Raw genomic sequence first — 26,243 nt, forward strand, 5'->3', positions numbered from 1 at the left:
GCGGGTTCGCCCCAGCGTTCGATCCACGCGGCAATATCCATGTCAACCTTTCAACCATGCGCACATGTGCACAGTCACATGCTGATACGGTTTGTGGCACCCCGGGTTGCGGCAGGTCAAACAGCGCGCACGGGCAGGCGCCGCGCTGCTGCGGGTGCGGGATAGCGGACCCGTCAGCCGACGTCCCAGTCGCAGTCGCAACCCGAACCGGTGGCGATCCAGCGCGCCAGCCACGGGCGCACCCGCGCCGTCAGCCACCGCCCCAGCGGCCCGTCGCCCCAGTGCAACACCTCGCCCGGGGCGGCCAGCGCCCCGCAGCGGTAGCGCCGCTCGGCCGCCACCCAGCGCAGCGCCACGCACGCCCCGCGCCGGCGCCGGGTCAGCAGCACCCCCAGCGGGCAGGGCTCGAGCAGGCAGCACACGCCGCAGCCGTTGCAGAGGGCACCCCACGCCGGCTTGGGCGGCGCCTCGGGCTCGATCCAGAGAGTGCGGCGCAGCGGCTGCATGACGCTGGACTGCGGCGCCCTCAGGCCACCGGCGGCGCGTCCGCCGCGGTACCGCGCGCCAGCACCGGCGCCAGCGCCTGCCCGGTGTGCGTGCCCAGCCGCACCAGGTCTTCTGGTGTGCCAGCTCCCACCAGCCGACCGCCACCAGCGCCGCCCTCGGGACCCAGATCGAGCACCCAGTCGGCCTCGGCGATCAGGTCCAGGTCGTGCTCGATGACGACCACACTGTGCCCGGCATCGACCAAGCGGTGCAGCACACGGATGAGCCGATCGACGTCGGCCATGTGCAACCCAACGGTGGGCTCGTCCAGCACGTACAGCGTGTGCGGCGCCTTGTGTCCGCGGCGCCCCACATCGTCACGCACCTTGGTGAGCTCGGTCACCAGCTTGATACGCTGCGCCTCGCCCCCGGACAATGTCGGACTGGGTTGCCCCAGCGTCAGATAGCCCAGCCCGACGTCGCGCAGCAACTGCAGTGGATGGGCAATCGACGGTATCGAGGCGAAAAAGTCCACCGCCTCGTCCACCGACATCGCCAGCACGTCGCCAATGGAGCGGCCGCGCCAGGTAACGGTCAGCGTCTCGGGGTTAAAGCGCGCGCCGCCGCAGGCCTCACACGGCACCTTGACATCGGGCAGAAAGCTCATCCCGATGGTGCGCAGCCCCTGCCCTTCGCACACGGGGCAGCGGCCGTCGCCGGTGTTGAACGAAAAGCGTCCTGGCCCGTAGCCGCGCGCCCGGGCCTCCAGCGTTTCGGCATAGAGCCTCCGGATGGCATCCCAGAAGCCGACGTAGGTGGCCGGACACGAGCGCGGGGTCTTGCCGATCGGGGTCTGGTCCACCTCCAACACGCGCTGCAGCGCCTCCACCCCCTGCACCCCGCTGCAGCCATGCCACGCGGGGCGGCGGCCGGCGGCCCAGGCGTCGCGACCGGCCCGGGAGGCACGCATCTGCAGCGCCGCCGCCACATTGGCCAGCAGCACGTCACGCACCAGGGTGGATTTGCCCGAACCGCTGACGCCGGTGACGGCCACCAGCCGCTGCAGCGGCAGCGCCACCGTGACGCCCTGCAGGTTGTGTAAATGGGCTTCGTGCACGGTCAGCCACGTCGCGGGGATGGGCGCGGCGGGATCACCCACCGGGTCATCGCCGGGGGTTGCGGCAACCGTCTTGCGCCGGCGCCGCCCGCCTGAGGCGACCCCGGCGGACGGCGCCGCCACGGGCGCAGCCACGGGGCGGCGCGGCTGCAGCGGATGGCGCATGGCGTCGCGCAGATAGCGCCCGGTCACCGAGTCGGCAGCGGCCATCACGTCGTCTAGCGTCCCCTGCGCCACCACCTGGCCGCCCAGCCGACCCGCGCCGGGGCCGATGTCGATCAAGTGGTCGGCGCGGCGGATGGTGTCCTCATCGTGCTCGACCACGACCAGCGTGTTGCCGTGCCGCTGCAGCATCTGCAGCGCATCCAGCAGGATGCGGTTGTCGCGCGGATGCAGACCGATGGTGGGCTCATCCAGCACATAGCACACCCCCTGCAGGTTGGAGCCCAGCTGCGCCGCCAGCCGGATGCGCTGCGCCTCGCCACCCGAGAGGGTCGGCGCGCCGCGGTCCAGCGTCAGATAACCCAGCCCCACCCGCTGCAGAAAGCGCAGGCGGCTGTCGATTTCGGCCAGCAGGTCGCGCGCAATGTCCGCTTCGCGCGCACTCAGGGCACCGGGGACGCGCAGCGCCGCCACCCACGCCTGCACCTCGCCCACGCTCAGACGCGCAATGTCGGTGATGGCCTGACCGCGAAAACGCACCGCGCGCGCCGTGGCATTGAGGCGCGTGCCGCCACAGCTCGCACAGGGCTGCTGGCTCAAGCCCTCGAGCTCGGGCTCAGCAAAGCTCTGCTCGCGCCCACGCTCGTCATCGCTTGGCCGGCTGTCGTCGAGGGCACGGCGCTGCTCGCGCGTCAGCTGCACCCCGGTGCCCAGACAGTCCGGGCACCAGCCGTGCGCGCTGTTGTAGGAGAACAGGCGCGGATCGAGCTCGGCGTAGCTGGTGCCACACACCGGACAGGCGCGCCGCACCGAATAGACGGTGGGTGTGTCCTCACCTTCCATCAGCACGTGCAGCACCCCGCGCCCATGCTGAAGCGCCAGCGTCACCGCCGCGCGCAGCGCGTCCTCGCCATCGGGGGTCACGGCCAATCGCGCCAGCGGCAGCTCGATGGTGTGCTCACGAAAGCGGTCCAGGCGGGGAAAGTCGTGCGTGGGCACGAGTGCACCGTCCACGCGCAAATAAGCATAGCCACGCTGCGCGGCCCACTCGGCCCATTCGGTGTAGACCCCCTTGCGCGCCACCACCAGCGGCGCCAACAGCTCGACCACACGGCCGCGGTGGCGTTGCATCAGCTGCGCCACGATGCGCTCGGGGGTCTGCGGCTGCACCGCAGCGCCATCGTGCACGCAGTGCTGCACGCCCAGCTTGACGAACAGCAGCCGCAGGTAATGCCAGATTTCGGTGACGGTGCCGACGGTGGACTTCAGGCCCCCGCGCGACAGGCGCTGCTCGATGGCCACGGTGGGCGGAATGCCCCAGACGGCATCGACTTCGGGCCGCCCGGCCGGCTGCACGATGCTGCGCGCGTAGGCGTTGAGGCTTTCCAAATAGCGCCGCTGCCCCTCGTTGAACAGGATGTCGAACGCCAGCGTCGATTTGCCCGAGCCGCTGACGCCGGTGATGACGGTGAAGCGCCCGTGCGGGATGTCGACCGAGAGGTTGCGCAGGTTGTGTTCGCGCGCGTGCACGATGCGGATGGCCTGCGGCACGTCGGGCCGCGCCACTCGCCATGAAGGGGCCGGCTCGCGCAGCGCCGCCGCCGGGCGCAGCGCCTCTGCGTAGTCGCGCAGCGCTGCGGCGGTGTGGCTGCTGGGGTGCTGGCGCAGCTCCTCGGGCGGGCCAGCGAACACCAGCGTACCACCACCGTCGCCGCCTTCCGGCCCCAGATCAATGACCCAGTCGGCGGCGCGGATGACGTCCAGGTTGTGCTCGATGACGATCAGCGAATGCCCGGCCTCCAGCAGCTTGCGCAGCGCCCGCATCAGCTTGGCGATGTCGTCGAAGTGCAGCCCGGTGGTGGGCTCGTCGAACAGAAACAGGGTGCCACGCGCACGCGGCACCGCCGGCCACGGGGTTGCTGCCGCCGCGCGCGCCGGGCGTCGGCTGCGCTCGGCCTGCGCCGCTGCCTCGGCCAGGTGGGCGGCCAGTTTCAGGCGCTGCGCCTCGCCGCCGGACAGCGTCGGCACCGGCTGCCCCAGCCGCAAGTACTCCAGCCCCACATCCAGCAAGGGCTGCAGCGCGCGCGCCACGTCGCGGTCGGCGCCAAAGCACTGCACCGCCTCGGCCACCGTCAGCTCCAGCACGTCGGCCACGTTCAGCCAACGTCCGGCGCGCTCCAGCCGCACCTCCAGCACTTCGGGCCGGTAGCGGCGGCCATGGCAGTCCGGACAGCGCAGGTACACGTCGGAGAGAAACTGCATCTCGACGTGCTCGAAACCCGAGCCGCCACAGGTGGGACAACGCCCGTCGCCGCTGTTGAAACTAAATTTGGCCGCGGTGTAGCCGCGCTCGCGCGCCAGCGGGGTGTCGGCAAACAGCGCCCGGATCGGGTCCCAGGCACCCACCACGCTCACCGGGTTGGAGCGCGCCGTCTTGCCGATGGGCGACTGGTCCACGAACACCACACCGTCCAGGTGATCGGCACCGAGCAGCCGCTCGTGCGCACCGGGGGCCTCGGCGGGCTGGCCGAAATGGCGCAGCAGCGCCGGTGCCAGAATATCCTGCACCAGCGTAGATTTGCCCGAGCCGCTGACACCGGTGACGACGACCAAGCGCTGCAGCGGAAACGCGACGTCGATGCCGCGCAGGTTGTGCTGGCGCGCGCCCTCCAGAATCAGGCGCGGCGTGGCATCGGTGACGGCGCGCTTGACGCCAAAGCCGATCTGGCGCCGCCCGGACAGGTACTGGCCGGTGAGCGTGTCGGCATGGCGCAGCTGCTCGGGCGTGCCGTCGAACACAATGTGCCCACCGCGCTCCCCCGGCCCCGGCCCCATGTCCAGGATGCGGTCGGCGGCCAGCATCACCGCCGGGTCGTGTTCCACCACCACCAGGGTGTTGCCGGCGTCGCGCAGCCGCGCCATCGCCTGGTTGATGCGCGCCATGTCGCGCGGGTGCAGGCCGATGGAGGGCTCATCCAGCACGAACAGGGTGTTGACCAGCGAGGTGCCCAGCGCCGTGGTCAGGTTGATGCGCTGCACCTCGCCGCCGGAGAGCGTGCGGCTTTGCCGATCCAACGTCAGGTAGCCCAGCCCCACGTCGCACAGATAGCGCAGCCGGGTGGCGATTTCTTGGTACAGCAACCCTTGCGCCTGCCGCTCGCCCGCCGGCAGCGCATCCAGCCGCGCGCGCAGCCGCTCGATGAATACGCGCAGCCGCTCGATCGGCAGGCGCATCAGGTCATGCAGACACAGCCCGGGCAGCGCCTGCAGTTGTTCCTGGCTCCAAGCCACGCCGCGCGGGCGAAAGCGCTGCGCCGGCGGCAGCACGGCGTCGGCGTCTTCACGTTCGCCCAGCCGCCACAGCAGGGCCTCGGTCTTCAGGCGCGCACCGCCGCACGCTGGGCACTCGGTGTAGCTGCGGTACTTGGACAGCAGCACCCGGATGTGCATCTTGTACGCTTTGCTCTCCAAGTACTCGAAAAAGCGGCGAATGCCATACCACTGGCGCTGCCAGTCGCCGCTCCAGTGCGGCGAGCCCTCCAGCACCCAGCGCTGCTGCTCGGGAGTCAGCTGATACCAGGGCGTGTCGCGTGGTATGCCCGCCACCTCGGCGTGCCGCAGCAGGTCGTCCTGGCACTCGCGAAAGGCCGGGGTCTGAAGCGGCTTGATGGCCCCGGCGCGCAGCGTCAGTTTGTCGTTCGGAATGACGAGGTTCCAGTCCACCCCGATGACGCGCCCGAAGCCGCGGCAGGTGTCGCAGGCCCCCGCCGGCGAGTTGAACGAAAACAGCGCCGGGCGCGGCTCGCTGTAGCGGATATCGCTGTCCGGACAGTGCAAGCCGGTCGAGTAGCGCCAGCGCTGCGGCGGCGTGCCGTCGGTCAATGCATAAACGGTCAGGCGCCCGCCGCCGCGCTTGAGCGCGGCCTCTACCGCTTCGGCCACCCGGGCCGGCTCGGCGCTGCCGAGCCGAAAGCGGTCGGCCACCACGTCCAGCACGCGCTGGCCGCCCTCGACGCGCTCGGCCTGCACGCGCGGGTAGCCGCTGGCGGCCAGCCACTGCTGCACCTCGGCCTCGCCAACGTCAGCAGGCAGTGTGGCCGCAAAGGTCACCACCAAGCGCGGATCACCCGCCGCTCGGGCGCGTTCCTGCAAGTCGGTCACGATGGTTTCGACCGTGTCGTGGCGCACCGGCAGCGCCGTGTCGCGGTCGAACAGGCGCGCGGCGCGCGCAAACAGCAGCTTGAAATAGTCGTTGAGTTCGGTCATCGTCCCAACCGTGGAGCGCGAATTGCGCACCGGGTTGGTCTGGTCGATGGCAATGGCTGGCGGCACGCCATCGATGGCGTCCACCGCCGGTTTGTCCATGCGGTCGAGAAACTGCCGCGCGTAGGCTGAAAATGTCTCGACGTAGCGGCGCTGCCCTTCCGCAAAGAGGGTGTCGAACACCAAGCTGGACTTGCCCGAGCCGCTGGGGCCGGTGACCACCGTCCATTGCCCGATGCGCACATCGACATCCAACCCCTTGAGGTTATGCTGACGGGCACCGCGGATGCGGATCACGCCCTGCAGCGGCAAGCCGTCGTCGGCGTCGGAAGCGGGGGCGGGCAGGCGGGCGGTCATGAGCGGCAGGAGACTGCGAACGAGACGGAGCCAATGATTCTAGGGTCGCCCCCATATCCCTGCAGTGCGCCGCCCTGCGCCACTGCTGCCCGCACCCGGCGCGGTGTGGCCCGCCCACGCCGGGATAGTTGACGCCGCAGCGTTCAGTCGCGTGGCTTGACGACCAGCACCGGCACCTTGGCGTGCGTCAGCACCTTCTGGGCCACGCTGCCCAGAATCAACGCCTGCACGCCCTTGCGGCCGTGCGAACCCATGACGATCAGGTCACAGCCTTCGGCCTGTGCCGTCTCCAGGATACCTTCGTAGGTGACGTTGCGTTCGATGGTGTCACCGACGAACGGTACGCCGCGCGCCTCGCACACCGCCCTCAGATCGCTGAGCGCCTGGTCGGCCGCGGCCTTGGCTTCGGCCAGGTACGCCTGCAGCCCAACTGCCGAGGCCTCGCCGATGCCGATATACGGAAAAGGGTCGATGACATAGACACCCACGATCTGCGCGCCGTGCTGGCGCGCCAGATCCGCAGCCAATTCGCCGGCGGCATGCGACAGCGCCGAACCATCGACGGGAACCAGGATTTTCTTGAACATGATGCGGTTCTCCTTCCTCGAGGGGAGCGGCCCGGCACGCGGCTGCCACGGGGGTGGATACGGCCGCCGGCCAAACCTGCCGGCATCTTAGCGGCTGGCGCGGCGCTGACAAGCGGTGGCGGATCGCCGCTGCCGCGCCGACTTGCGCTGCGTCAAATCGCCCGCGCACCCGCCGACCACACCCGGGGCGTGGGGCAGGACCTCACGCGGACACCAGCGCCGCCGTAGCCGCCACGGGCTCGATGGCCACTGCGCAGTACTTGACTTCGGCGATCTTGGCCACCGGGTCGAGGGCTGCGATGGTGAGCAGGTTGGCGGCCGCCTCAGCGTAAGCAAACGGCAGGAACGCCACCCCCTCCGGTATCGCTTCATCGACCCGCACCGCCACCGTCACCTCGCCGCGACGACTGCGCAGCCGCACCTCGTCGCCCGCGCGCACGCCCAGCGCGCGCAGGGTCTGCGGATGCAGACTCACGTGGGGCATCGGCTCGATCGCGTCGAGCACGGCGCTGCGCCGGGTCATGGCGCCGGTGTGCCAGTGCTCGAGCTGCCGCCCGGTGATGAGGATGTAAGGATAACGGGCATCGGGTGGCTCGGCCGGCGCACCCAGACGCGCCGGCACCAGATGGGCACGCCCGTCGGCGGTGGCAAAGTGCTCGGTAAATACCACCGGGTGCCCGGGATCGTCGGCCGTGGGCACCGGATGCGTGATGGCCTGCACCTGCAGCAGCCGCTCCCAGCGCAGGCCGGCCAGCGCCGGCATCAGTCCAGCCATTTCGTCGAACACACGGCCAATGCCGCTGTCCGGCTCGGGCGCGCCGCCCAGCGGGTCGATGTCATAGCGCCACGCCAACCCCAGGCGGCGCGCCAGCTGCTCCAGGATCCAGGCATCGGCCCGCGCCTGACCCGGGGGCGTCAGCGCCGCACGGCCGAGCTGGACCGTACGGTCGGTGTTGGTGACGCTGCCGGTCTTCTCCAGCCACGCGGCGGCGGGCAGCACCACGTCGGCCAGCGCGCCGGTCTCGGTCAGGAAAATGTCCGACACCACCAGATGCTGCAGCCGCGCCAGGCCGGCGCGGGCATGGCCCGCATCGGGATCGCTCATGGCCGGGTTCTCGCCCTGGATCAGCATGGCGCGGATGCGCCCCGCGGCGGCCGCGTCGATGATCTCCACCACCGTCAGTCCAGGCTCATCGGGCAGGAAGCCCGCCGGCAACCCCCAGGCAGACTCGGCCGCGGCGCGGTGCTGCGGTTCGGTGACGCGGTGGTAGTCCGGCAACACCATCGGGATCAGCCCGGCATCGCTGGCGCCCTGCACGTTGTTCTGGCCCCGCAGCGGATGCAGGCCGGTACCCGGTCGGCCGATGTGGCCGGTCAGCAACGCCAAGGCGATGAGGGCGCGCGCGTTGTCGGTGCCATGGCTGTGCTGGGCCACGCCCATGCCCCAGAAAATCATGCTGGCGGGGGATGTGGCGTAGGCATGCGCCACCTCGCGCAGGGTCGCCGCGTCGATGCCGCACACCGGCGCCATCGCCTCGGGCGTAAACGGCTGCAGATGTGCGCGCAGCGCCTCCAGATCACCGCAGCGCACCCGTTCGGCCACGAAGGCCTCGTTGACCAGTCCGTCGCTGACGATGACGTGCAGCAGCGCGTTGAGCAGCGCCACGTCGGTGCCGGGGGTAAAGGTGAGCGTGCGCCAGGCATGACGCGCCAGCTCGGTGCGGCGCGGGTCGATGAGGATGAGGCGTGCGCCGCGGCGCACCGCGTTCTTGATCCAGGTAGCCGCCACCGGGTGGTTTTGCACCGGGTTGGCGCCGATGACGACGATCACGTCCGCCAGCGCGCAGTCGCGCACCGGGTTGCTGACGGCGCCCGAGCCAACCGCCTCCATCAGCGCCGCCACGCTGGAGGCGTGGCACAGCCGGGTGCAGTGATCGACGTTGTGGGTGCGGAACGCGCTGCGGATGAGCTTTTGGAACAGGTAGGCTTCTTCGTTGCTACCCTTGGCTGAGCCAAAGCCCGCCACCGGCATCGCGCGGCCCTGCAGGCCCGCGGCCCAGGCGGCGTCGCGCACGCGCGCCAGGCCCGCGGCGGCGATATCCAGCGCCTCGTCCCACGTGGCGGGACGGAACTGCGCCAGCCACGCCGCCTCGTCAGGGCGACCCTCGGGCCCCGGCAGCAGCAGCCCCGGGTCTTTGGGCACACCAGGCCGGCGCACCAGTGGCGTCGTCAGGCGCCCGGGGTGGTGGACGTAGTCGAGGCCAAAGCGGCCCTTGACACACAGCCGACCGGCGTTGGCCGGGCCATTGGCCCCCTCCACGCGCACCACCCGGCCCTGCGTCACGTGCACCGTGACCGCACAGCCCACGCCACAGTAGGGACACACGGTGTCGACCTGCTGCTCGGCCCGTCGGGCCAACGCGCCATTGGCCGGGGCCAGCGCCCCGGTGGGGCACGCCTGCACGCATTCGCCGCAGGCCACGCAGGTGCTGTCGGCCACCGCGTCGCCCTGGTCGAACACGATGCGCGCCAGCGCGCCCCGGCCGGCCATGCCCAACACGTCGTTGCCCTGCACGTCGCGGCAGGCGCGCACGCAGCGGGTGCACTGGATGCAGGCGTCCAGCCGCACCGTGAACGCCGGATGACTGGTGTCCGGCACCGCCGTGGCCTGCACCGCACCGCGGGCCGGCCAGCGCGCGGGCTGCGCGCCGGTGGCCTGCTGCCAGCGCGCCAGCTCGCTGTCAGCGTGCAGCGCCGCACTGTCGGGGGCGTCAGCGGCCAGCAGTTCCAGCACCGTCCGGCGCGCCCGCTGCGCCCGCGCGCTGTCGGTGCGCACCTTCATGCCGGGCTCCGGTAGCCGGCAGCAAGAGGCCGCCAGGGTGCGCTCCCCCACCACCTCCACCACGCAGGCACGGCAGTTGCCGGCTGGGGGCAGGCCCGGCCGGTGGCACAGGTGGGGCAGTTCGGTGCCGACGCGGTGCGCCACGTCCCAGATTGTCTCGCCGGGACGCGCCTGTACGGACCGACCATCCAGCGTGAACGAGAGTACCCCGTCTGCCGTTGCGCGCGGCGGGACCTCCGGTGCAGTGCCTTCCCTCATGGCGTCACCTCGTGGGCAAAGTAGCGCAGCACGCTGTCGATGGGGTTGGGCGCGGCCTGCCCCAAGCCGCAGATGGAGGCGTCGCGCATCACCTGCGACAAATCGGCCAGTCGCCCCTGGTCCCACGCCGGCGCCTGCATCAGCGCCAGCGCTTGGGTGGTGCCGGCACGGCACGGGGTGCATTGCCCGCACGACTCATGCGCGAAAAAGCGCATCATGTCCACGGCCACGTCGCGCGCGCGGTCGGCCTCCGACAGCACGATCAGCGCCATCGAGCCGACGAAGGCCCCGTACTCGGCCAGCGTGTCGAAGTCCAGCAGCACGTCGGCCAGCGCCGCCGGCAAAATGCCGCCCGACGCTCCGCCGGGCAGGAAGGCGTACAGCCGGTGCCCCTCGGCCATACCACCAGCGGCCTCGATGAGCTCTCGCGCGGTGCTGCCGGCGGGCAGCCGGTAGCAGCCCGGCTGGCGCACCCGTCCACTGACGCTGTAGTGCCGCCAGCCACTGCGGCCGCGCACACCTGCGGCCGCCCACGCGGCCCCACCGTCGCGCAGCACCGTGGGCAGCCACCACAGGGTCTCGACGTTGTGGGCCAGCGTTGGCCGCCCAAAAACACCGCACACCGCCGTGATGGGGGGGCGCAGCCGCGGCCAGCCCCGCCGGCCCTGAAGGGACTCGATCAGCGCCGACTCCTCACCGCACACGTAGGCACCGGCACCACGCCGCAGCTCGATTACCGGCCCCGCCGCCGGCAGCAGCGGGCGCTGCCCGGGCGTGTGGGGATGCGGCGCGCCAAAGGCAGCCGGGTAGCGCTGCCGCCATGTCAGCAGCCGCGCCTGCAGCGCCTGCAGCTCCTGCTGCAGCAGCGCGCGCACGTCCGGGTACTCGTCGCGCACATAGATCCATACCCGCTCCAACCCCACCACCGCGGCGGCGATCAGCATGCCCTCCAGGGCGGCACGCGGCTCGTACGCCAGCGTATGCCAGTCCTTGAAGGTCCCCACCTCGCCTTCGTCCACGTTGACCACGCCGTAGCGTGGCGCGGGCTGTCCGGCCACCGTGGCCCATTTGCGCCAAGCGGGGAACCCCGCTCCGCCCAGACCGCGCAGGCCGCTGGCTTCGAGCTCGCGCAGCACGTCGATCGGTCGCAGCTCGCCGCGCAGCAGGCGCTCGAACTGTGCGTAGTCGTGTGGTTGTGCCGGGGCACCACTGGCTGGCAGCGGACGAGGTGAGGTGTCGCCCTGGGCGGCCAGCGCCACCAGCGCCGAGGCTTCGGCCGGCGCCACCTGCCGCTGCCCTACCCAGGCCGCAGGCGCACGGTGACACTGCCCGAGGCAGGGTGCCGCCTCCACCGCCACCGTGGCGTCGTCGCCAACGGCGGCCCGCACACGGGCGAGCAAATCCCTGGCACCCGCCATCGCGCACGGCGTGCTGGTGCAGATCCGAACGGTCACGCGGGGGGCCACCCCACCCTCGTCCAGCACGCGGAAATGCTGGTAGAAGGTGGCAACCTCATACACCTCGGCCTGGCTCAGTCGCAGGCGCTCGGCGAGCGCGGCCAGCACGTCGCGCGTCACGCCCCCCAACGCATCCTGCAGCCGGTGCAGGTGTTCGATCAGCAGGTCGCGCTGGGCGGGCAGGTCCCCGCACAGCCGCTGCACCGTGTCGCGTGCCTGCGACGAGGGGGTGCGTCCCTTGGGAGTGGGTCGCCCCGCCCGCATCAGGGGGCGCTCTTGTACGGGCTGGTTCACCGATCGCTCCTTTCCGACGACGACGTGGCGCGCGCGACACCCAGCCATGCGCTGACCCGCATCTCACAACGGATCCGATGAATGGGCCTTTTCCTGACAGCGAGAACCGGTGTCTGTCGTCTTTGCCGCCGACGTCCGCCATCCATCATCGCGGATAACGGCGCGAAACGCCAGTGCCTGTCGTCGCTCAGCCTCAGCCCAGATGCGCAGCCGCTGCGCCGCATCACTGCTGCCCCAGGCCGCGATCTCGTCCAGGGTGCGCCAGCAGCCCGCACACCAGCCGGTGGTGGCGTCGATGCGGCACACGCCAACGCAGGGCGACGGCACCGGTGCGCCCGTTGGGCTGCGGCGCAGGGCGTCGGCCAACGAGAGGAGCTGGCGAACCGGTGGGGGTGTGGTCATGACCCGATGCTAGCGCACGGTGACGTCGGCCACCGGTGCGCCCGTCCAAGCCCGCAGCTGCGCCGGGGTCAGCCGAAACACCGCATGTGGATGGCCCGCCGCAGCCCAGATCACATCGAAACGCCACAGCTCGGCGTCGATGAGCGTCACCGGCGCACGGGTGTGCGCCAGCGGGGCCACACCCCCGATCGAAAACCCGGTGGCCGTCTTGACGAACGCCGCATCGGCGCGTGCCAGCGACTGCCCCGGCGCGCACACCAGCGGCGCGACCTTGGCCTCGTCCACCCGGCGGTCACCGCTGGTGATGACCAGCACCGCCGCATCGTCCGGCTGGCGGCGAAAGACGATGCTCTTGGCGATTTGTCCCAACGCCACGTCCAGCGCATCGGCGGCCTGCTGCGCGGTACGCGCCGCCTCGTCCAACAGCACCGGCGCGTGCTCGGCACCCAGCGCCTGCAGCACCGCAGCCACCCGGCACACCCCTTCGGGCAAGGGCTTGACCTGCGCGCCGCACATCTCAGTGAGCCCCGGTGCCAGACGCGCTGCGGACCGCACGGCGGGCCAGCAGCGCGCGCCCCGTGCGCGACGCGGTGGGACGCCCCAATTGCGCGCTGATCCACGCGCCGACGTCGGCCAGCGCCTGCAGGTCGATCCCCGTGTCGATGCCCAGCCCGTGCAGCAGGTACACCACGTCCTCGGTGGCGACGTTGCCGGTAGCCCCCGGCGCGTAAGGGCAACCTCCCAGCCCGGCCACCGAGCACTGAAAATTCCACACCCCCATCTGCAGCGCCGCCAGCGTGTTGGCCAGCGCTTGGCCGTAGGTATCGTGAAAGTGGCCGCTGATGTGGTCGATGTCGTAGTGCGCCAGCGTGGCGTCGATGGCCCGCTGCACCTGCAGCGGCGTGCCCACGCCGATGGTGTCGGCCACGTCCACGCGCTGCACACCGATGCCTTTCATCAAGCCGGCCAGCCAGCGCACGCGCTCGGGCGGCACCTCGCCCTCGTAAGGGCAGCCGACGGTGCAGCTCATCGCCCCGCGCACCGCAATACCCGCCCGGCGCGCCGCCTCCACCACCGGGGCAAAGCGCGCGATGCTCTCGGCGATGCTGCAGTTGATATTTTTCTGGCTGAAGGCTTCACTGGCGGCGCCAAACACCACGATCTCGTCGGGCCGGTCGGCCAGCGCCGCTTCCAAGCCCTTCAGGTTGGGCGTCAGCACCGAGTAGCGCACCCCTGGCTGGCGGGTGATACCGACCATGACGGCGTGGTTGTCGGCCATCTGCGGCACCCACTTTGGCGACACGTAGCTGGTGACTTCGATTTCTTGCAGTCCCGCCGCCTGCAGGCGGTGCACGAGCTCGATCTTGACCGCCGTGGGCACCGGCTGCTTCTCGTTTTGCAGGCCGTCGCGCGGTGCCACATCGATGAGCCGCACACGGGGGGGAAAGGTGGCCGTTTTCATGATCAATCTGTGCGTCGGTCAGTAGCCTCGCGCCGGATCGACCACCCCGCTGATCGGCTCGCCACGCTCCAGCGCGCGAATCTTGCCAACGATTTGGGCAATGCTTTCATCACGCAGGGTGCGGGCCGCCGTGTGCGGGGTGACCGTAATGCGCGGATGGCGCCAAAAGGGGTGGTCGGGCGGCAGCGGTTCGGTGGCAAACACGTCCAGCGTGGCACCACTGAGGTGACCGCTGTCGAGCAGCGCCAGCAGGTCATCTTCGACCAGGTGCGCACCGCGCGCCGCGTTGATCAGGTAGGCCCCCGGCGGCAGACGCGACAGCGTGGCGCGGCTGAGAATGCCGCGCGTCTGCGGCGTCAGCGGCAGCAGGTTGACCAGCACCTGGCTGCGCGCCAGCAATGTGCCCAGCCCCGCTGCGCCGTGCAGCACCTCGACGCCCGGCACCGTTTTGGGTGTGCGGCTGTAGCCCAGCACCGGATACTCGAACACACGCAGCGCCTGCGCCACCCGCGTGCCCAGCACGCCCAGCCCCAGAATACCGACCACGCAGTCCTCGCGCCGGCGCGGTTTGCGAAGCGCCCACTGCCCTTGGCGCTGCGCAGCGTCGTAGGCGTCGAACTCGCGAAAGTGCCGGATGACGGCGTGGCAAACGTATTCGGCCATCTGCACCGCCATGCCCGCGTCGTCCAAGCGCACGATCAGCGTCTGTGGCGCGATGCGTCGCTGCAGCAACGCATCTACCCCAGCGCCGATGTTGAACAGCGCACGCAAGCGCGGCTGCTCATCCAAAAACGCCTGCGGCGGTGTCCACACCACGGCGTAGTCCGCCGGTGGCGCCCCCGGCTGCCAGACGTCGACGGTCGCCTCGGGCAATGCGGCGCGCAACCCAGCCAGCCACGGCTCGGCCTTGGTGTCGGTACAGCAGAAGGTGACGATCATCGGCGCAAGCGTACCTCAAGCCAGCCTAGCAAGGTGTCCGGTAGCGGACGATGCGAGGCTGCCCGTTGAGCCGCGCGGCGCGCCTGCACCATTGCCATGCCCCGTCATCGCATCTGCAGCCGCAGCAGTTCCGCCCCCTCGGGCACCTGGTCTCCCGGCGCGTACAGCCACTCGGCCACGGTGCCGTCAGCGGGCGCGGCAATGGTGTGCTCCATTTTCATGGCCTCCAGCACCGCCAGGGGCTGACCCTTGCGCACGGCATCGCCCGCTTGCACCAGGAGAGCCACCACCTTGCCCGGCATCGGCGCGGTCAGGCGCCCGCCTTCCGTGGCCGCATCGCCCGCATGAGCCAGCAGGTCGATCTCGACGATGCTGGCCGAGCCCAGCGGGGTGAACAGGTACAGGCGTTCGCCGTCGGGATAGACGGTGGTGCGCACCTGCTGTCCGGCGAACGATACCCCCAACGCCCACCCACCGCCCGGGTCGGCTTGCCACGCCAGCGCGCCGGCCGCAGCGCCGTCTCCTTCCCCCACCACCAGCCAACGGGTGCCGTCGCGACGCCAGGTCAGGTGTGCCGACACCGTGTCGTCGCCCCATTGGAAAGCGAAGCGCCGGTGGCGCTCCCCGTGGCTGGCAAAGCCGTCGCGCGCACCCCAAGGGTCGTGGCCCGCCGCGGCGGCCTCAGCGCGCGCGGCGTCGGCTTCGGTGGCCAGCGTGTGCGCCAACGCGATGGCGGCGGCCATCGGCAACGGCAGCGCTGGCGGTCCGAACAACGCTTCGCGCTCACGCTCGATCAACGCCGTGTCCAGCCGCGCATGCGCAAACGACGCGCTGCGCACTACCCGGCGCAGCAGTTCCACATTGTTGGCCACGCCCACGATGTGCAGCTGCGCCAACGCCGCCTCCAGCCGCGCCAGCGCCTGCGCGCGCGTCTCACCGCGCACGATCAGCTTGGCGATCATCGAGTCGTAGTGCGGGCTGATGGTATCGTCCTCGGTGACCCCATCGTCGATGCGCACATCCGCCACGGTAAAAGCGCTGCACGGCGGCTTGCGGTAGACGCGCAGCCGACCAGTGGCAGGCAGGAACTGGTTGTCGGGGTTTTCGGCGCAGATGCGCGCCTCGATCGCATGCCCGTGCCAGCGCAGCTTGTCTTGCGCCAGTGGCAGCGGCTCACCGGCGGCCACGCGCAGCTGCCACTCCACCAGGTCCAGCCCGGTGATGGCCTCCGTGACCGGGTGCTCAACCTGCAGCCGGGTGTTCATCTCCATGAAGTAAAAGCGCATCGCTTGTGGATGCTCATAGCCCTGGGGCTGCTCGACGATGAACTCCACTGTGCCCGCGCCGACGTAGCCGACCGCACGCGCCGCCGCCACCGCCGCCTGGCCCATGCGCGCGCGCAACTCGGGGGGCAGGCCGGGGGCGGGCGCCTCCTCCAGCACCTTCTGGTGGCGCCGCTGCACCGAGCAGTCGCGCTCGAACAGATACACCACGTTGCCGTGCGCATCGGCAAAAATCTGGATTTCGATATGACGCGGCCGCTGCACGTACTTTTCGATCAGCACGGCCGCGTCGCCAAAGCTGTTGAGCGCCTCGCGCTGGCAAGCCGCCAGCGCTTCGTCGAAGGCTTCGGGCACATCGACGCGCCGCATGCCCTTGCCGCCGCCGCCGGCGCTGGCTTTGATCAGGACGGGGTAGCCGATGCGGTCGGCCTCGGCGCGCAGCAGCCGCGGGTCCTGGTCGGCGCCGTGGTAGCCTGGCACCAGCGGCACCCCGGCGGCCGCCATCAGGCGCTTGGCTTCCGCCTTCAGCCCCATGGCCGCAATGGCCGACGGCGGCGGGCCGATGAACACCAGCCCCGCATCCGCGCACGCCTGTGCAAAGGCTTCGTTTTCGCTCAGGAAGCCGTAGCCCGGATGGATGGCCTGCGCACCCGTTTCGCGGGCCACGTCGATGATGCGCTCGGCCCGCAAATAGCTGTCCTTGGGCGCGGCGCCACCGATGCACACCGCCTCGTCGCAGGCCGCCACGTGGCGCGCCTGGGCGTCGGCCTCGGAGTACACAGCCACGGTGCGGATGCCAAGCCGCCGCGCAGTGGCGGCCACCCGGCAGGCGATCTCGCCGCGATTGGCAATCAGGATCTTGTCAAACATGGTCATCGATTTCCCATCCCGTTCCTGCGCCAGCGTGAGCCCCTGGGGCTCACCCCAGCCAGGACGGTTGGCGTTTCTGCAAAAACGCCTGCACACCCTCGCGCCCCTCGGCGCTGGCACGGATATCGGCAATGGCCTCGACCGTGCGCGCCACCAGCGCGTCGTCCAGCGGGGCATCGGCCACGTCGCGCACCAGGCGCTTGGCCGCTGCCACCGCCGCCGGGCCGGCGCTGCACAGGGCCTGCACGATGGCGTCCACCCGTGCGTCCAGCAACTCGGCCGACACCACTTCGTGCACGAACCCGATGCGCAGCGCCTCGGCGGCGTCGAAGCGCTCGGCAGTCAAAACGTAGCGCTGCGCCGCGCGCACACCCATGGCACGCACCACGTAGGGGCCGATGGTGGCCGGGATCAGGCCCAGTTTGACCTCGCTCAGGCAAAAACCCGCTGTCGGTACCGCCAGCGCGATGTCGCACACCGCCACCAGACCCATGCCACCCGCGTACACGTCGCCCTGCACGCGCGCCACGGTGGGTTTGGAGCAGGCATCGATGGTGCGCAGCATCGCCGCCAGCCGGGCGGCGTCGGCCAGGTTGTCGTCGCGACTGTAGTCGGCCATGCGGCGCATCCAGTTCAGGTCAGCGCCGGCGCAAAACGCCGGCCCCTCGGCAGCCAGCACGATGACGCGCACATCGTCGCGCCCGCCCAGCGTGCGAAAGGCCTCGGTCAGCTCGGCGATCAACTCATCGTTGAAGGCATTGCGCAGCTGTGGACGCGCCAGCGTCACGGTGGCGCGCTGGCCGGTCACGGCAACGGTCAGATTCGCCATGGTCACCCTCTCACATCCGGAACACGCCAAAGCGCGTGTCGGCAATCGGCACGTTCATCGCCGCCGACAGCCCCAGCGCCAGCACGCGCCGCGTGTCGATGGGGTCGATGACGCCGTCGTCCCACAGGCGTGCGGTGGCGTAATACGGGTGACCCTGGCGCTCGTACTGGGCGCGAATCGGTGCCTTGAACGCCTCCTCCTCCTCGGCGCTCCAGGTGCCGCCCTTGGCCTCGATGCCATCGCGCCTGACCGTAGCCAGCACGCTGGCGGCCTGCTCGCCGCCCATCACGCTGATGCGCGCATTGGGCCACATCCACAGAAAACGCGGCGAATACGCCCGCCCGCACATGCCGTAGTTGCCCGCACCGAACGAGCCGCCGATGATGACGGTGAACTTGGGCACCTGGGCGCAAGCCACCGCCGTCACCATCTTGGCGCCGGCGCGCGCGATGCCGGCGTTTTCATACTTGCGGCCGACCATGAAGCCGGTGATGTTCTGCAAGAACACCAGCGGCACCTTGCGCTGGCAGCACAACTCGATGAAGTGCGCGCCCTTGTCGGCGCTTTCGGCAAACAAGATGCCGTTGTTGGCCACGATGCCCACCGGTATGCCCTCGATGTGCGCGAAGCCGCACACCAGCGTGGTGCCATAGCGCGCCTTGAACTCGTGAAACTCGGAGCCGTCCACCAGGCGCGCGATGATCTCGCGCACCTCGAACGGCTTGCGCGTGTCGGTGGGGATGATGCCGTAGAGCTCCTCGGCCGGGTACAGCGGCGCGCGCGGTTCGCGGCGTGGCACCGGCCAAGCCTTGCGGCGGTTGAGCCGCCCCACCGCTTCGCGCGCCAAGGCCAGTGCGTGCAAGTCGTTTTCCGCCAAATGGTCGGCCACGCCGCTCAGGCGCGTGTGCACATCGCCGCCACCCAGGTCCTCGGCGCTGACGACCTCGCCCGTGGCGGCCTTCACCAAGGGCGGCCCGCCCAAAAAAATCGTGCCCTGGTTCCTGACGATGATGGTCTCGTCGCTCATCGCCGGCACATAGGCCCCGCCCGCGGTGCACGAGCCCATCACCACCGCGATCTGCGGGATGCCCTGCGCGCTCATATTGGCCTGGTTGTAGAAGATGCGACCGAAGTGGTCGCGGTCGGGGAACACCTCGTCCTGGTTGGGCAGATTCGCGCCGCCCGAGTCCACCAGGTAGATGCACGGCAAGCCATTGTGCTGTGCGATTTCCTGCGCGCGCAGGTGTTTTTTCACCGTGATCGGATAGTACGTACCCCCCTTGACCGTGGCGTCGTTGCACACGATGACGCACTCCGCCCCCGACACGCGCCCCACGCCAGCGATCAGCCCCGCGCACGGCGCCTCGTTGTCGTACATGTCCAGCGCCGCCAGCGGCGCGATTTCCAAAAACGGCGTGCCGGGGTCCAGCAGCATCTCAACGCGCTCGCGCGGCAGCAGCTTGCCGCGCGCCACATGTTTGGCGCGGGCCGCCGCGCCGCCGCCCTGCGCTACCTGCGCGATGCGGGCATGCAAGTCGTCCACCAGGGCGCGCATGGCCGCAGCGTTGGTCTGAAACTCGGACGAGCGGGGATTCAACTGGGTGGACAGGGTACTCATGTCCGGTGATTGTGCGTCGGCCCCGCACCGCGCACCAGTCCCCGCAGCGCCGGTCTGGGTTGCATAATGCGCCAAAAATGTCACCAAAATCCACCTACCCATCGCGGTCACCCGCAGCCACACGCGCGCCGGTAGCCGCCACCCCGGCCGCGTTCGTGCGCGCCATCGCACTGGCCTATGCCCGAGTCGGACGCGATGCGACCCCAGCGCTGCTCGACGCCGGCATCGACCCCGGCGTACTGCACACCCCCAGCGCGCGTCTGACCAGCCTGCCGTTCGAACGACTGGCCGTGCGCGCCATGCGCGAACTCGACGACGAGGCCCTCGGCTGGTTTGCGCGCCGTCTGCCCTGGGGCAGCTATGGCCTGCTGGCGCGCGCGTCGCTGACCGCACCCGATCTGGGGCTGGCGCTGGCACGCTGGTGCCGCCACCATGCGCTGCTGACCGAGGACATGCGGCTGATCCTGCAGCGCAACGGCGACGCCGCCACACTAACTGTGCAGGAGCAGCGCGCCCCGGGCAGCGATCTGCCCGGGGTTGCCGATCGCGCCACCGTGCGTGAGTTCGCACACGTCTCGCTGCTGCGCAATGCACTCGGGCTGGCCGCCTGGCTGATTGACGCGCGCCTGACCCTGCTGGAGCTGGAGCTGGCATACCCCGCCCCGCTGCACGCTGATGCCTATACGTGGCTGTTTCCGGGCGCGCGCTTGCGCTTTGACCAACCGCAGACGCGCGTGGCCTTCGCCGCCCACGTGCTGCGCGAGCCGTTGCGCCGCGACGACGCCGCCCTGCGCGCCATGCTGCCGCATGCGGTGCGCCTGATGGTGCGACCCTACCGGCACGATCGGCTGGTCGTGGAGCGCGCACGCGCCTGGCTGCGCACCCACCCGGGCGCCGATGCCGCCGCACTGGCGCAGGGCCTGCAGGTGTCACTGCGCACGCTGCAGCGCCAGCTGGCCGCCGCCGGCACCCGGCTGCAGGCCCTCAAGGACGAGGTGCGGCGCGACCTCGCCAGCGAGCTGCTGCAGCGCACCCGCTGGCCCGTCAAGCGCATCGCCGCCCAGGTGGGCTTCGACAGCGACAAGAGCTTTCTGCGCGCGTTCCGGGCGTGGACCGGCCAGACGCCGACCCGCTTCCGTCGTGGGGCGGGCAAGTCGCACCCGGGGGCTGGATCCTGACGGGCAGCGGTCAATCGGGCATGATCGCGGCATGTCCGCGATCGACCGCATCCGCGAGTGCGTGGCCATCGGCGTGCTGTTTCTGCGCCTGGGCCTGACCAGCTTTGGCGGCCCGGTAGCGCATCTGGAAGTGTTCCGGCGCGAGTTCGTGCTGCGCCGCGCCTGGCTGGATGCGCGCGCCTACGGCGACCTGGTGGCCCTGTGCCAGGTGCTGCCGGGCCCCGCCAGCAGCCAGGTGGGCATGGCGCTGGGCCTGCTGCGGCAGGGCTACCCGGGGGCGTTGGCTGCCTGGCTGGGCTTCACGCTGCCGTCGGCCGTGGCGATGGCGGCGCTGGCCCTGTGGCTGGCCGGCACCGCGCCGGCGGCGGGAGTGCCGCCGGGGCTGCTGCAGGGGCTGATGGTGGCCGCGGTGGCGGTGGTGGCGCACGCCGTCTGGAGCATGCGCCGTGCCTACGCCCCTGGCGGTGTGCGGCTGGCCTGGGCCGCTGGTGTGGCCGCGGCGGCGCTGGCGTGGCCTGCGGCGCTGGCGCAGCCGGTGCTGATCGCGCTCAGCGCGGGCTTCGGGACGTGGGCCTTTCGCCATCTGCCACCGCAGCCGGCCAACCCGCTGCCGCTGCGCGTGGGCCACCGCGCGGCCGCCCTGTGGCTGAGCCTGTTTGGTGCCGCCCTGGTGGTGCTGCCGGTACTGGCCCGGCTGGCGCCTGGCGGCTGGTGGCCGGTGGTGGATGCGTTCTACCGCATCGGTGCGCTGATCTTTGGCGGCGGGCACGTGGTGCTGCCGCTGATCCAGGCGGAAGTGGTGGGCCCAGGCTGGATCGACGCCCCCACCTTTCTGGCCGGCTACGGCGCGGTGCAAGCCATGCCGGGGCCGCTGCTGACCATCGCCAGCTATGTCGGCGCGGCGTTGCCGCCGCCGCTGGGTGGCGGGATGGGCGCAACCGTGGCGCTATTGGCCATCTACGCCCCGGCCTTCCTGATTCTGGCGGGCACGCTGCCCGGCTGGGCACGCTGGCGCCAGCACCCGCGGCTGCAGCCGATGCTGGAGGGCGTGCACGCGGGAGTAGTCGGCCTGCTGGCCGCGGCGCTGGTGCATGCCGGGAGCGCCGCCATCGAGGGTGCCGGCAGCGCGCTGGCAGCAGGTGTGGCGCTGGCACTGCTGCTCAGCGGTCGCGTGCCCGCCTGGGCGCTGGTGGCGCTGTACGCTGCCGGCGGCACGCTCGTGGGCCCGCACTGAACAGGGCACCGCCACGCGCCGCCCGGGGCGGCAGGCGCACGCCCTCAGCGCCGCCAAAACGCGCGCGTGAACAGCACCAGCACGCTCAGCAGCTCCAGCCGGCCCAGCAGCATGGCCAAGCTCAGCACCCACAGCTGAAACGGTGACAAACCACCGTAGTTACCCGCCGGCCCAACCTCCCCTAGACCGGGGCCGATGTTGTTGACGGTGGCCACCACTGCCGAAAACGCCGTCACCAGGTCCAAGCCGGACAGTAACAGCAAAAATGTCAGCCCCATGGTGGCCGCCCCATAAATCAGCATGAAGCCCAGCACCGCCGCCATCACCTGCGCCGGCACCGCCTGCCCGCCCAGCGTCACCGGGTTGACCACGTGCGGATGGATGATACGCACCAGTTCGCGCCGCGCCTGCTTGATCAGCAGCACCATGCGCACCATCTTGATGCCACCACCGGTAGAGCCGGCGCACGACACGAACGTACCCAGAAAAAGCAAAAATATCGGGATAAACACGGGCCACTGCAGATAGTCCGTGGTGGCGTAACCGGTGGTGGTGGCCAGCGACAGCACATGAAAGGCCGCCAGCCGCAGCGCGGTCGGGGGATCCGCATACACGCCTTCGACCAGCAACATACCCGTCACCAGGGCAATCGCAGCACCCAGCACCACCACGTAGGTACGGATTTCGCGATCCTGCCACAGCGGCCGCAGCGTCCAGCCGCGCAGCACCATGAAGTAGCGCAAAAAGCTGATGCCGGCCAGCGCCATGAACACCACCGCCACCCACTCCACCGCCGGCGACTGGAAGTGCCCGATGCTGGCGTCGTACGATGAAAAGCCGGCCAGCCCCATGGTGGTGCACATGTGCATGAAGGCGTCGGCCCAGCTCATGCCCGCCCAGCGGTAGGCCAGCAGGCACAGCAGCGAAAAGGCGAAATACACGCCCCACAGCCCCCGCGCCGTCTCGGCAATGCGCGGGGTCAGCTTCTGGTCCTTCATGGGGCCCGGGGTTTCGGCCTTGTACAGCTGCATCCCCCCTAAGCCCAGCATCGGCAGCACCGCCACCACCAGCAGCATCACCCCCAGCCCGCCCACGTACTGCAAAAAACAGCGCCAAACGTTGATCGACACCGGCAGGCGGTCCAGCCCCGACAGCGCGGTGGCGCCAGTGGCGGTCAGCGCGCTCATGGCCTCGAAATAGGCGTGATGCCACGTAATGCCCGGCACCATCCACCACAGCGGCAGCGCCGCGTAGGCAGGCAGCACCAGCCACACCAGATTGACCAGCACGAAGCCGTCGCGCGTGGCCAGCTCGCCCCGCCAGCGGCGGGTCAGCCCCCACAACGCGGCGCCGCTGGCCAGGGTCAGCGCTGCGGCCTGGGCCCACAGCATCTCGTGCGTCAGGTCGTCGTGGAACCATGCCCACGCCATGGGCACCGCAAACACCAGCGCAAAGGCCATCAGCACGTGCGAAAAGACATACAGCGCCGGTCCCAGATGCATGCGCTGCCTCCCGTCATTTGCGCCAGTAGCCCGGGGTCAGAATGACCAGCAGCGACAGCATTTCCAGCCGCCCCATGATCATGGCCAGCGTGCAGATGGCCAGCTGCGTCGCGCTCAGACCCGCGTAGTTGCCCGCTGGCCCCACTTCGCCCAAGCCCGGGCCCAGGTTGTTCACACATGCCACCACCGCCGAAAACGCCGTGTCAAACGGCATGTCGGTCAGCAGCAACGCCAGCGTCAACGCCGCGATCGTGCCGCCGTAGACCAGCATGAACGCCAGCACCGCGTACAACACCGCCGCATCCAACGCACGGCCGCCCAGCGTCACCGGGTTGACCACCCGCGGGTGCACGATGCGCGCCAGCTCCCGATGCGCCAGCTTCAGCAGCATCAGCAGGCGGATCATCTTGATGCCCGCGCCAGTGGAGCCGGCGCTGGTGGCCATACCCGACAGCATCAACATCCAGATCGGCGCAAACACCGGCCATTGCAGGTAGTCGGTGCTGGCGTAGCCGGTGGTGGAGGCCACCGACACCACGTTGAACGCGGCCAGCCGCAGCGCCGTCGCCGGGTCCGCCTCGACCCCACGCCACCACAGCAGGGCAGCCACGATCAGCACCGACGCCACCATCAACACCACCGTGCCGCGCCACTCAGCATCACGCCAGATGCGGCGCGGATCGCGCTTGACCAGCGCCGCAAAATACAGCGCAAAGCTGCCACTGGCCACCAGCATGAACATCGTGGCAATCCACTCCAGACGCGGTGACGCAAAGTAGGCAAAGCTGGCGTCGTGCGACGACATGCCGCCTAGGCTCATGGTGGTGAACATGTGGATCCACGCGTCCAGCCACGACATGCCCCCCCACCGATAGGCCAACAGGCAAGCCAAGGAGATCAACGCGTACACCGTCCACAGTCCTTTGGCGGTCTGGGCGATGCGCGGTGTCAGGCGCGCGTCCTTGATCGGTCCGGCCGATTCGGCACGCAACAGCTGTCCCCCTACACCCAACATCGGCAACACGGCCACCGCCAGCACCAGGATGCCCATGCCCCCCAACCACTGCAGCAGACCCCGCCATAGGTTCACCGACGCCGGCAGCGCGTCCAGCCCGGTCAGCACCGTGGCTCCCGTGGTGGTCATGGCCGACACGGTCTCGAAGTAAGCCTGCATGAAGTTCAGCTGGCCGCCGTGCTGGCGATAAAACAGCAGCAGCGGAAGCGCAGCCAGCGCCGGCAATACCGTCCACGCCAGCACCACGAGCAGCATGCCATCGCGTGGCTGCAGATCCGGCTGCGGACCCGCACGCCGCCGCCCCTCGCGCCAGATGATCGATCCCCACGCCGCACCGAACAGCGCCGACCACGCCCACAGCGCGGCGGTGCCGTCGTGCAGCGCCACCGCCGCTGCATACGGCACCCCCATGGTCAGGGAGAACACCAAGACGACGACGCCAAAGATGGGCGCAATCCGCACGAAAGGCATGGCTTATGACACGCCAGAGCGCTTAGCCGAAGAACGTCGCCCCGACCAGGAACAGTTTTTCCACCTCGCGCACCAGGCGCTTGTTGGGGATGAAGATGATGATGTGATCGTCGGCCTCAATCAGCGTATCGTGGTGCGGCATCAGCACCTGCGCATCGGCCGCATCGCCGCGCACGATGGCACCGATGCGCGCCCCGGGCGGCAGCTTGATCTCTTCCACGCGCCGCCCCACCAGACGCGAGGTGCGCACGTCGCCGCGCGCCACCCCTTCCAGCGCTTCGGCCGCGCCGCGCCGCAGGCTGTGCACCGCCACCACGTCGCCGCGCCGCACGTGCGCCAGCAGCTCGCCAATGACGGTCTGCGCCGGGGAGACGGCAATGTCGATCGTGCTGCCCTGCATCATCTCGGCATAGGCGCGGCGATTAATCAGCGCCAGCACGCGCCGCGCTCCCAGCCGCTTGGCCAGCATGGCCGCCATGATGTTGTCCTCGTCGTCGCTGGTCAGGGCCAGAAACAGGTCCATCGCGGCGACGTTTTCTTCCTCCAGCAGCGCCTCATCGACGCAGTCGCCGTGCAGCACCAGCGTGCTGGAGGGCAGCTGGCTGGCCAAATACTCGCAGCGCTTGAGGTTGCTCTCGATCACCTTCACCTGGCACTGCCCCACCAGCGAACGCGCCAGCCGCAGCCCCACCTTGCCACCGCCGGCGATCATGACCCGCTGCACCGGCTGGTCCACCGCGTGGATGGCCGCCAGCACGCGGCGGATCTGGTCAGCAGCGGCCAGCACGAAGACCTCATCACCCGGCTGGATGCGGGTGTCGGCGTCCAGCGGCACCTCGGCATCCTGCCGGTACAGCGCCACCACCCGCATCGGCACGTTGGGCAGGCGCTCACGAATGTCGCCAATGCGGTAGCCGGTCAGCGTCGCGCCAGCGGCTGCACGCACCACCGTCAGGCACACCCGGCCTTCGGCGAACTGCACCACCTGCAGCGCCTCCGGGTAGTCGATGAGCTGGTGGATGTAGCGCATCACCGACTCTTCCGGACAGATCACGTGATCGACCGCGAAGCCCGCCTTGCCCAGCAGCGCACCGCCTTCCTCGAACTCGGGCGAGCGCAGGCGGGCGATCGTCGTCGGCACCTGGAAGACGTCGTGCGCCACCTTGCACACCACCAGATTGGACTCGTCCAGCGCCGCACACGCAATGATCATATCGGCATCCTTGGCGCCCGCCTCGGCCAGCACCGAGGGCTGGATGCCGTTGCCGACGACACCGCGCAGGTCGAGCCGCTCCTCCAGCGCGCGCACGCGCGCCGGATCCTGGTCGATAACCGTGATGTCATTCTGTTCGGACACCAGGCTTTCGGCGACGCTCTCGCCCACGCGGCCGGCTCCGAAGATGATGATGTTCATGCGCAGATCAACCCGCCGTCGACGTCCCAGCCACCCGCCGAGCGCGTTGCTGTGACAAGCTTGCTCATCATATGCGGATCCACAGTCCGTCGCACTGGCTTCTGTGGAGAGGCTCCCACAACGGCCCCATCATACCAACAGCTCTTCCATACGGGCGCCCATGTTGAGCCGATTTGAGATCGAACCGAGCGCTTGCGTTGTAG

17 protein-coding genes are annotated in these 26,243 nt (G+C 70.0%); 2 read left to right on the forward strand and 15 right to left on the reverse strand.

What is annotated here, in order from left to right; all coding sequences use genetic code 11:
- Positions 1-173 precede the first annotated feature (173 nt).
- From V7Z54_RS04720 to V7Z54_RS04775, 12 genes are all read right to left on the reverse strand, one after another.
- Positions 174-506 (reverse strand): hypothetical protein, encoded by a 333-nt coding sequence (locus V7Z54_RS04720; protein WP_334134742.1) that lies wholly within the window; start codon positions 504-506, stop codon positions 174-176.
- A 20-nt stretch (positions 507-526) separates the two neighbouring features.
- Positions 527-6,385: an excinuclease ABC subunit UvrA gene (gene uvrA / locus V7Z54_RS04725; protein WP_334134744.1), complete on the reverse strand. Its 5,859-nt coding sequence runs from the start codon at positions 6,383-6,385 to the stop codon at positions 527-529.
- A 143-nt stretch (positions 6,386-6,528) separates the two neighbouring features.
- Complete coding sequence (locus V7Z54_RS04730) at positions 6,529-6,972, reverse strand: universal stress protein (RefSeq protein ID WP_334134746.1); 444 nt, start codon at positions 6,970-6,972, stop codon at positions 6,529-6,531.
- A gap of 202 nt (positions 6,973-7,174) precedes the next feature.
- A complete protein-coding gene (gene fdhF / locus V7Z54_RS04735) occupies positions 7,175-10,072 on the reverse strand; it encodes a formate dehydrogenase subunit alpha (protein ID WP_334134748.1) in 2,898 nt (965 codons plus the stop codon).
- Positions 10,069-11,793, reverse strand: a complete 1,725-nt coding sequence (locus V7Z54_RS04740; protein ID WP_443082429.1) for an NAD(P)H-dependent oxidoreductase subunit E — start codon at positions 11,791-11,793, stop codon at positions 10,069-10,071. The genes fdhF and V7Z54_RS04740 overlap by 4 nt, the downstream gene beginning before the upstream one ends.
- Positions 11,794-11,886: 93 nt before the next feature.
- Positions 11,887-12,225, reverse strand: a complete 339-nt coding sequence (locus tag V7Z54_RS04745; protein WP_334134750.1) for a DUF1289 domain-containing protein — start codon at positions 12,223-12,225, stop codon at positions 11,887-11,889.
- A gap of 9 nt (positions 12,226-12,234) precedes the next feature.
- Positions 12,235-12,741, reverse strand: coding sequence for a YbaK/EbsC family protein (locus V7Z54_RS04750; RefSeq protein WP_334134752.1), 507 nt, complete (start codon positions 12,739-12,741; stop codon positions 12,235-12,237).
- Between the two features lies 1 nt (position 12,742).
- Positions 12,743-13,687 (reverse strand): hydroxymethylglutaryl-CoA lyase, encoded by a 945-nt coding sequence (locus tag V7Z54_RS04755; protein WP_334134754.1) that lies wholly within the window; start codon positions 13,685-13,687, stop codon positions 12,743-12,745.
- Positions 13,688-13,705: 18 nt separating this feature from the next.
- Positions 13,706-14,626, reverse strand: a complete 921-nt coding sequence (locus V7Z54_RS04760) for a 2-hydroxyacid dehydrogenase (protein ID WP_334134756.1) — start codon at positions 14,624-14,626, stop codon at positions 13,706-13,708.
- A 104-nt stretch (positions 14,627-14,730) separates the two neighbouring features.
- Positions 14,731-16,779: an acetyl/propionyl/methylcrotonyl-CoA carboxylase subunit alpha gene (locus V7Z54_RS04765; RefSeq protein WP_334134757.1), complete on the reverse strand. Its 2,049-nt coding sequence runs from the start codon at positions 16,777-16,779 to the stop codon at positions 14,731-14,733.
- Positions 16,780-16,828: 49 nt separating this feature from the next.
- A complete protein-coding gene (locus tag V7Z54_RS04770) occupies positions 16,829-17,608 on the reverse strand; it encodes an enoyl-CoA hydratase/isomerase family protein (protein WP_334134758.1) in 780 nt (259 codons plus the stop codon).
- A gap of 10 nt (positions 17,609-17,618) precedes the next feature.
- On the reverse strand, positions 17,619-19,226 hold the full coding sequence (locus V7Z54_RS04775; RefSeq protein ID WP_334134759.1) for a carboxyl transferase domain-containing protein: 1,608 nt from the start codon (positions 19,224-19,226) through the stop codon (positions 17,619-17,621).
- A gap of 77 nt (positions 19,227-19,303) precedes the next feature.
- Here V7Z54_RS04775 and V7Z54_RS04780 point away from each other — a divergent pair, with 77 nt between their 5' ends.
- A complete protein-coding gene (locus tag V7Z54_RS04780) occupies positions 19,304-20,404 on the forward strand; it encodes an AraC family transcriptional regulator (protein WP_334134761.1) in 1,101 nt (366 codons plus the stop codon).
- Positions 20,405-20,435: 31 nt separating this feature from the next.
- The gene (chrA, locus tag V7Z54_RS04785; protein ID WP_334134762.1) at positions 20,436-21,638 is read left to right on the forward strand and encodes a chromate efflux transporter; all 1,203 of its coding nucleotides are present in this window, start codon (positions 20,436-20,438) and stop codon (positions 21,636-21,638) included.
- A gap of 44 nt (positions 21,639-21,682) precedes the next feature.
- Here chrA and V7Z54_RS04790 read toward each other — a convergent pair whose 3' ends face one another.
- From V7Z54_RS04790 to trkA, 3 genes are read right to left on the reverse strand one after another with little or no spacing between them, the layout of a single operon-like run.
- Positions 21,683-23,140 carry a TrkH family potassium uptake protein gene (locus V7Z54_RS04790; protein ID WP_334134764.1) on the reverse strand — a complete coding sequence of 486 codons (1,458 nt, stop codon included), beginning with the start codon at positions 23,138-23,140 and terminating at the stop codon, positions 21,683-21,685.
- A gap of 13 nt (positions 23,141-23,153) precedes the next feature.
- Positions 23,154-24,626 (reverse strand): TrkH family potassium uptake protein, encoded by a 1,473-nt coding sequence (locus V7Z54_RS04795; RefSeq protein ID WP_334134765.1) that lies wholly within the window; start codon positions 24,624-24,626, stop codon positions 23,154-23,156.
- A 22-nt stretch (positions 24,627-24,648) separates the two neighbouring features.
- On the reverse strand, positions 24,649-26,040 hold the full coding sequence (gene trkA, locus V7Z54_RS04800) for a Trk system potassium transporter TrkA (RefSeq protein ID WP_334134767.1): 1,392 nt from the start codon (positions 26,038-26,040) through the stop codon (positions 24,649-24,651).
- Positions 26,041-26,243: the final 203 nt, after the last annotated feature.

Source organism: Tepidimonas sp., from assembly GCF_036824975.1.
GTDB lineage: Bacteria > Pseudomonadota > Gammaproteobacteria > Burkholderiales > Burkholderiaceae_C > Tepidimonas.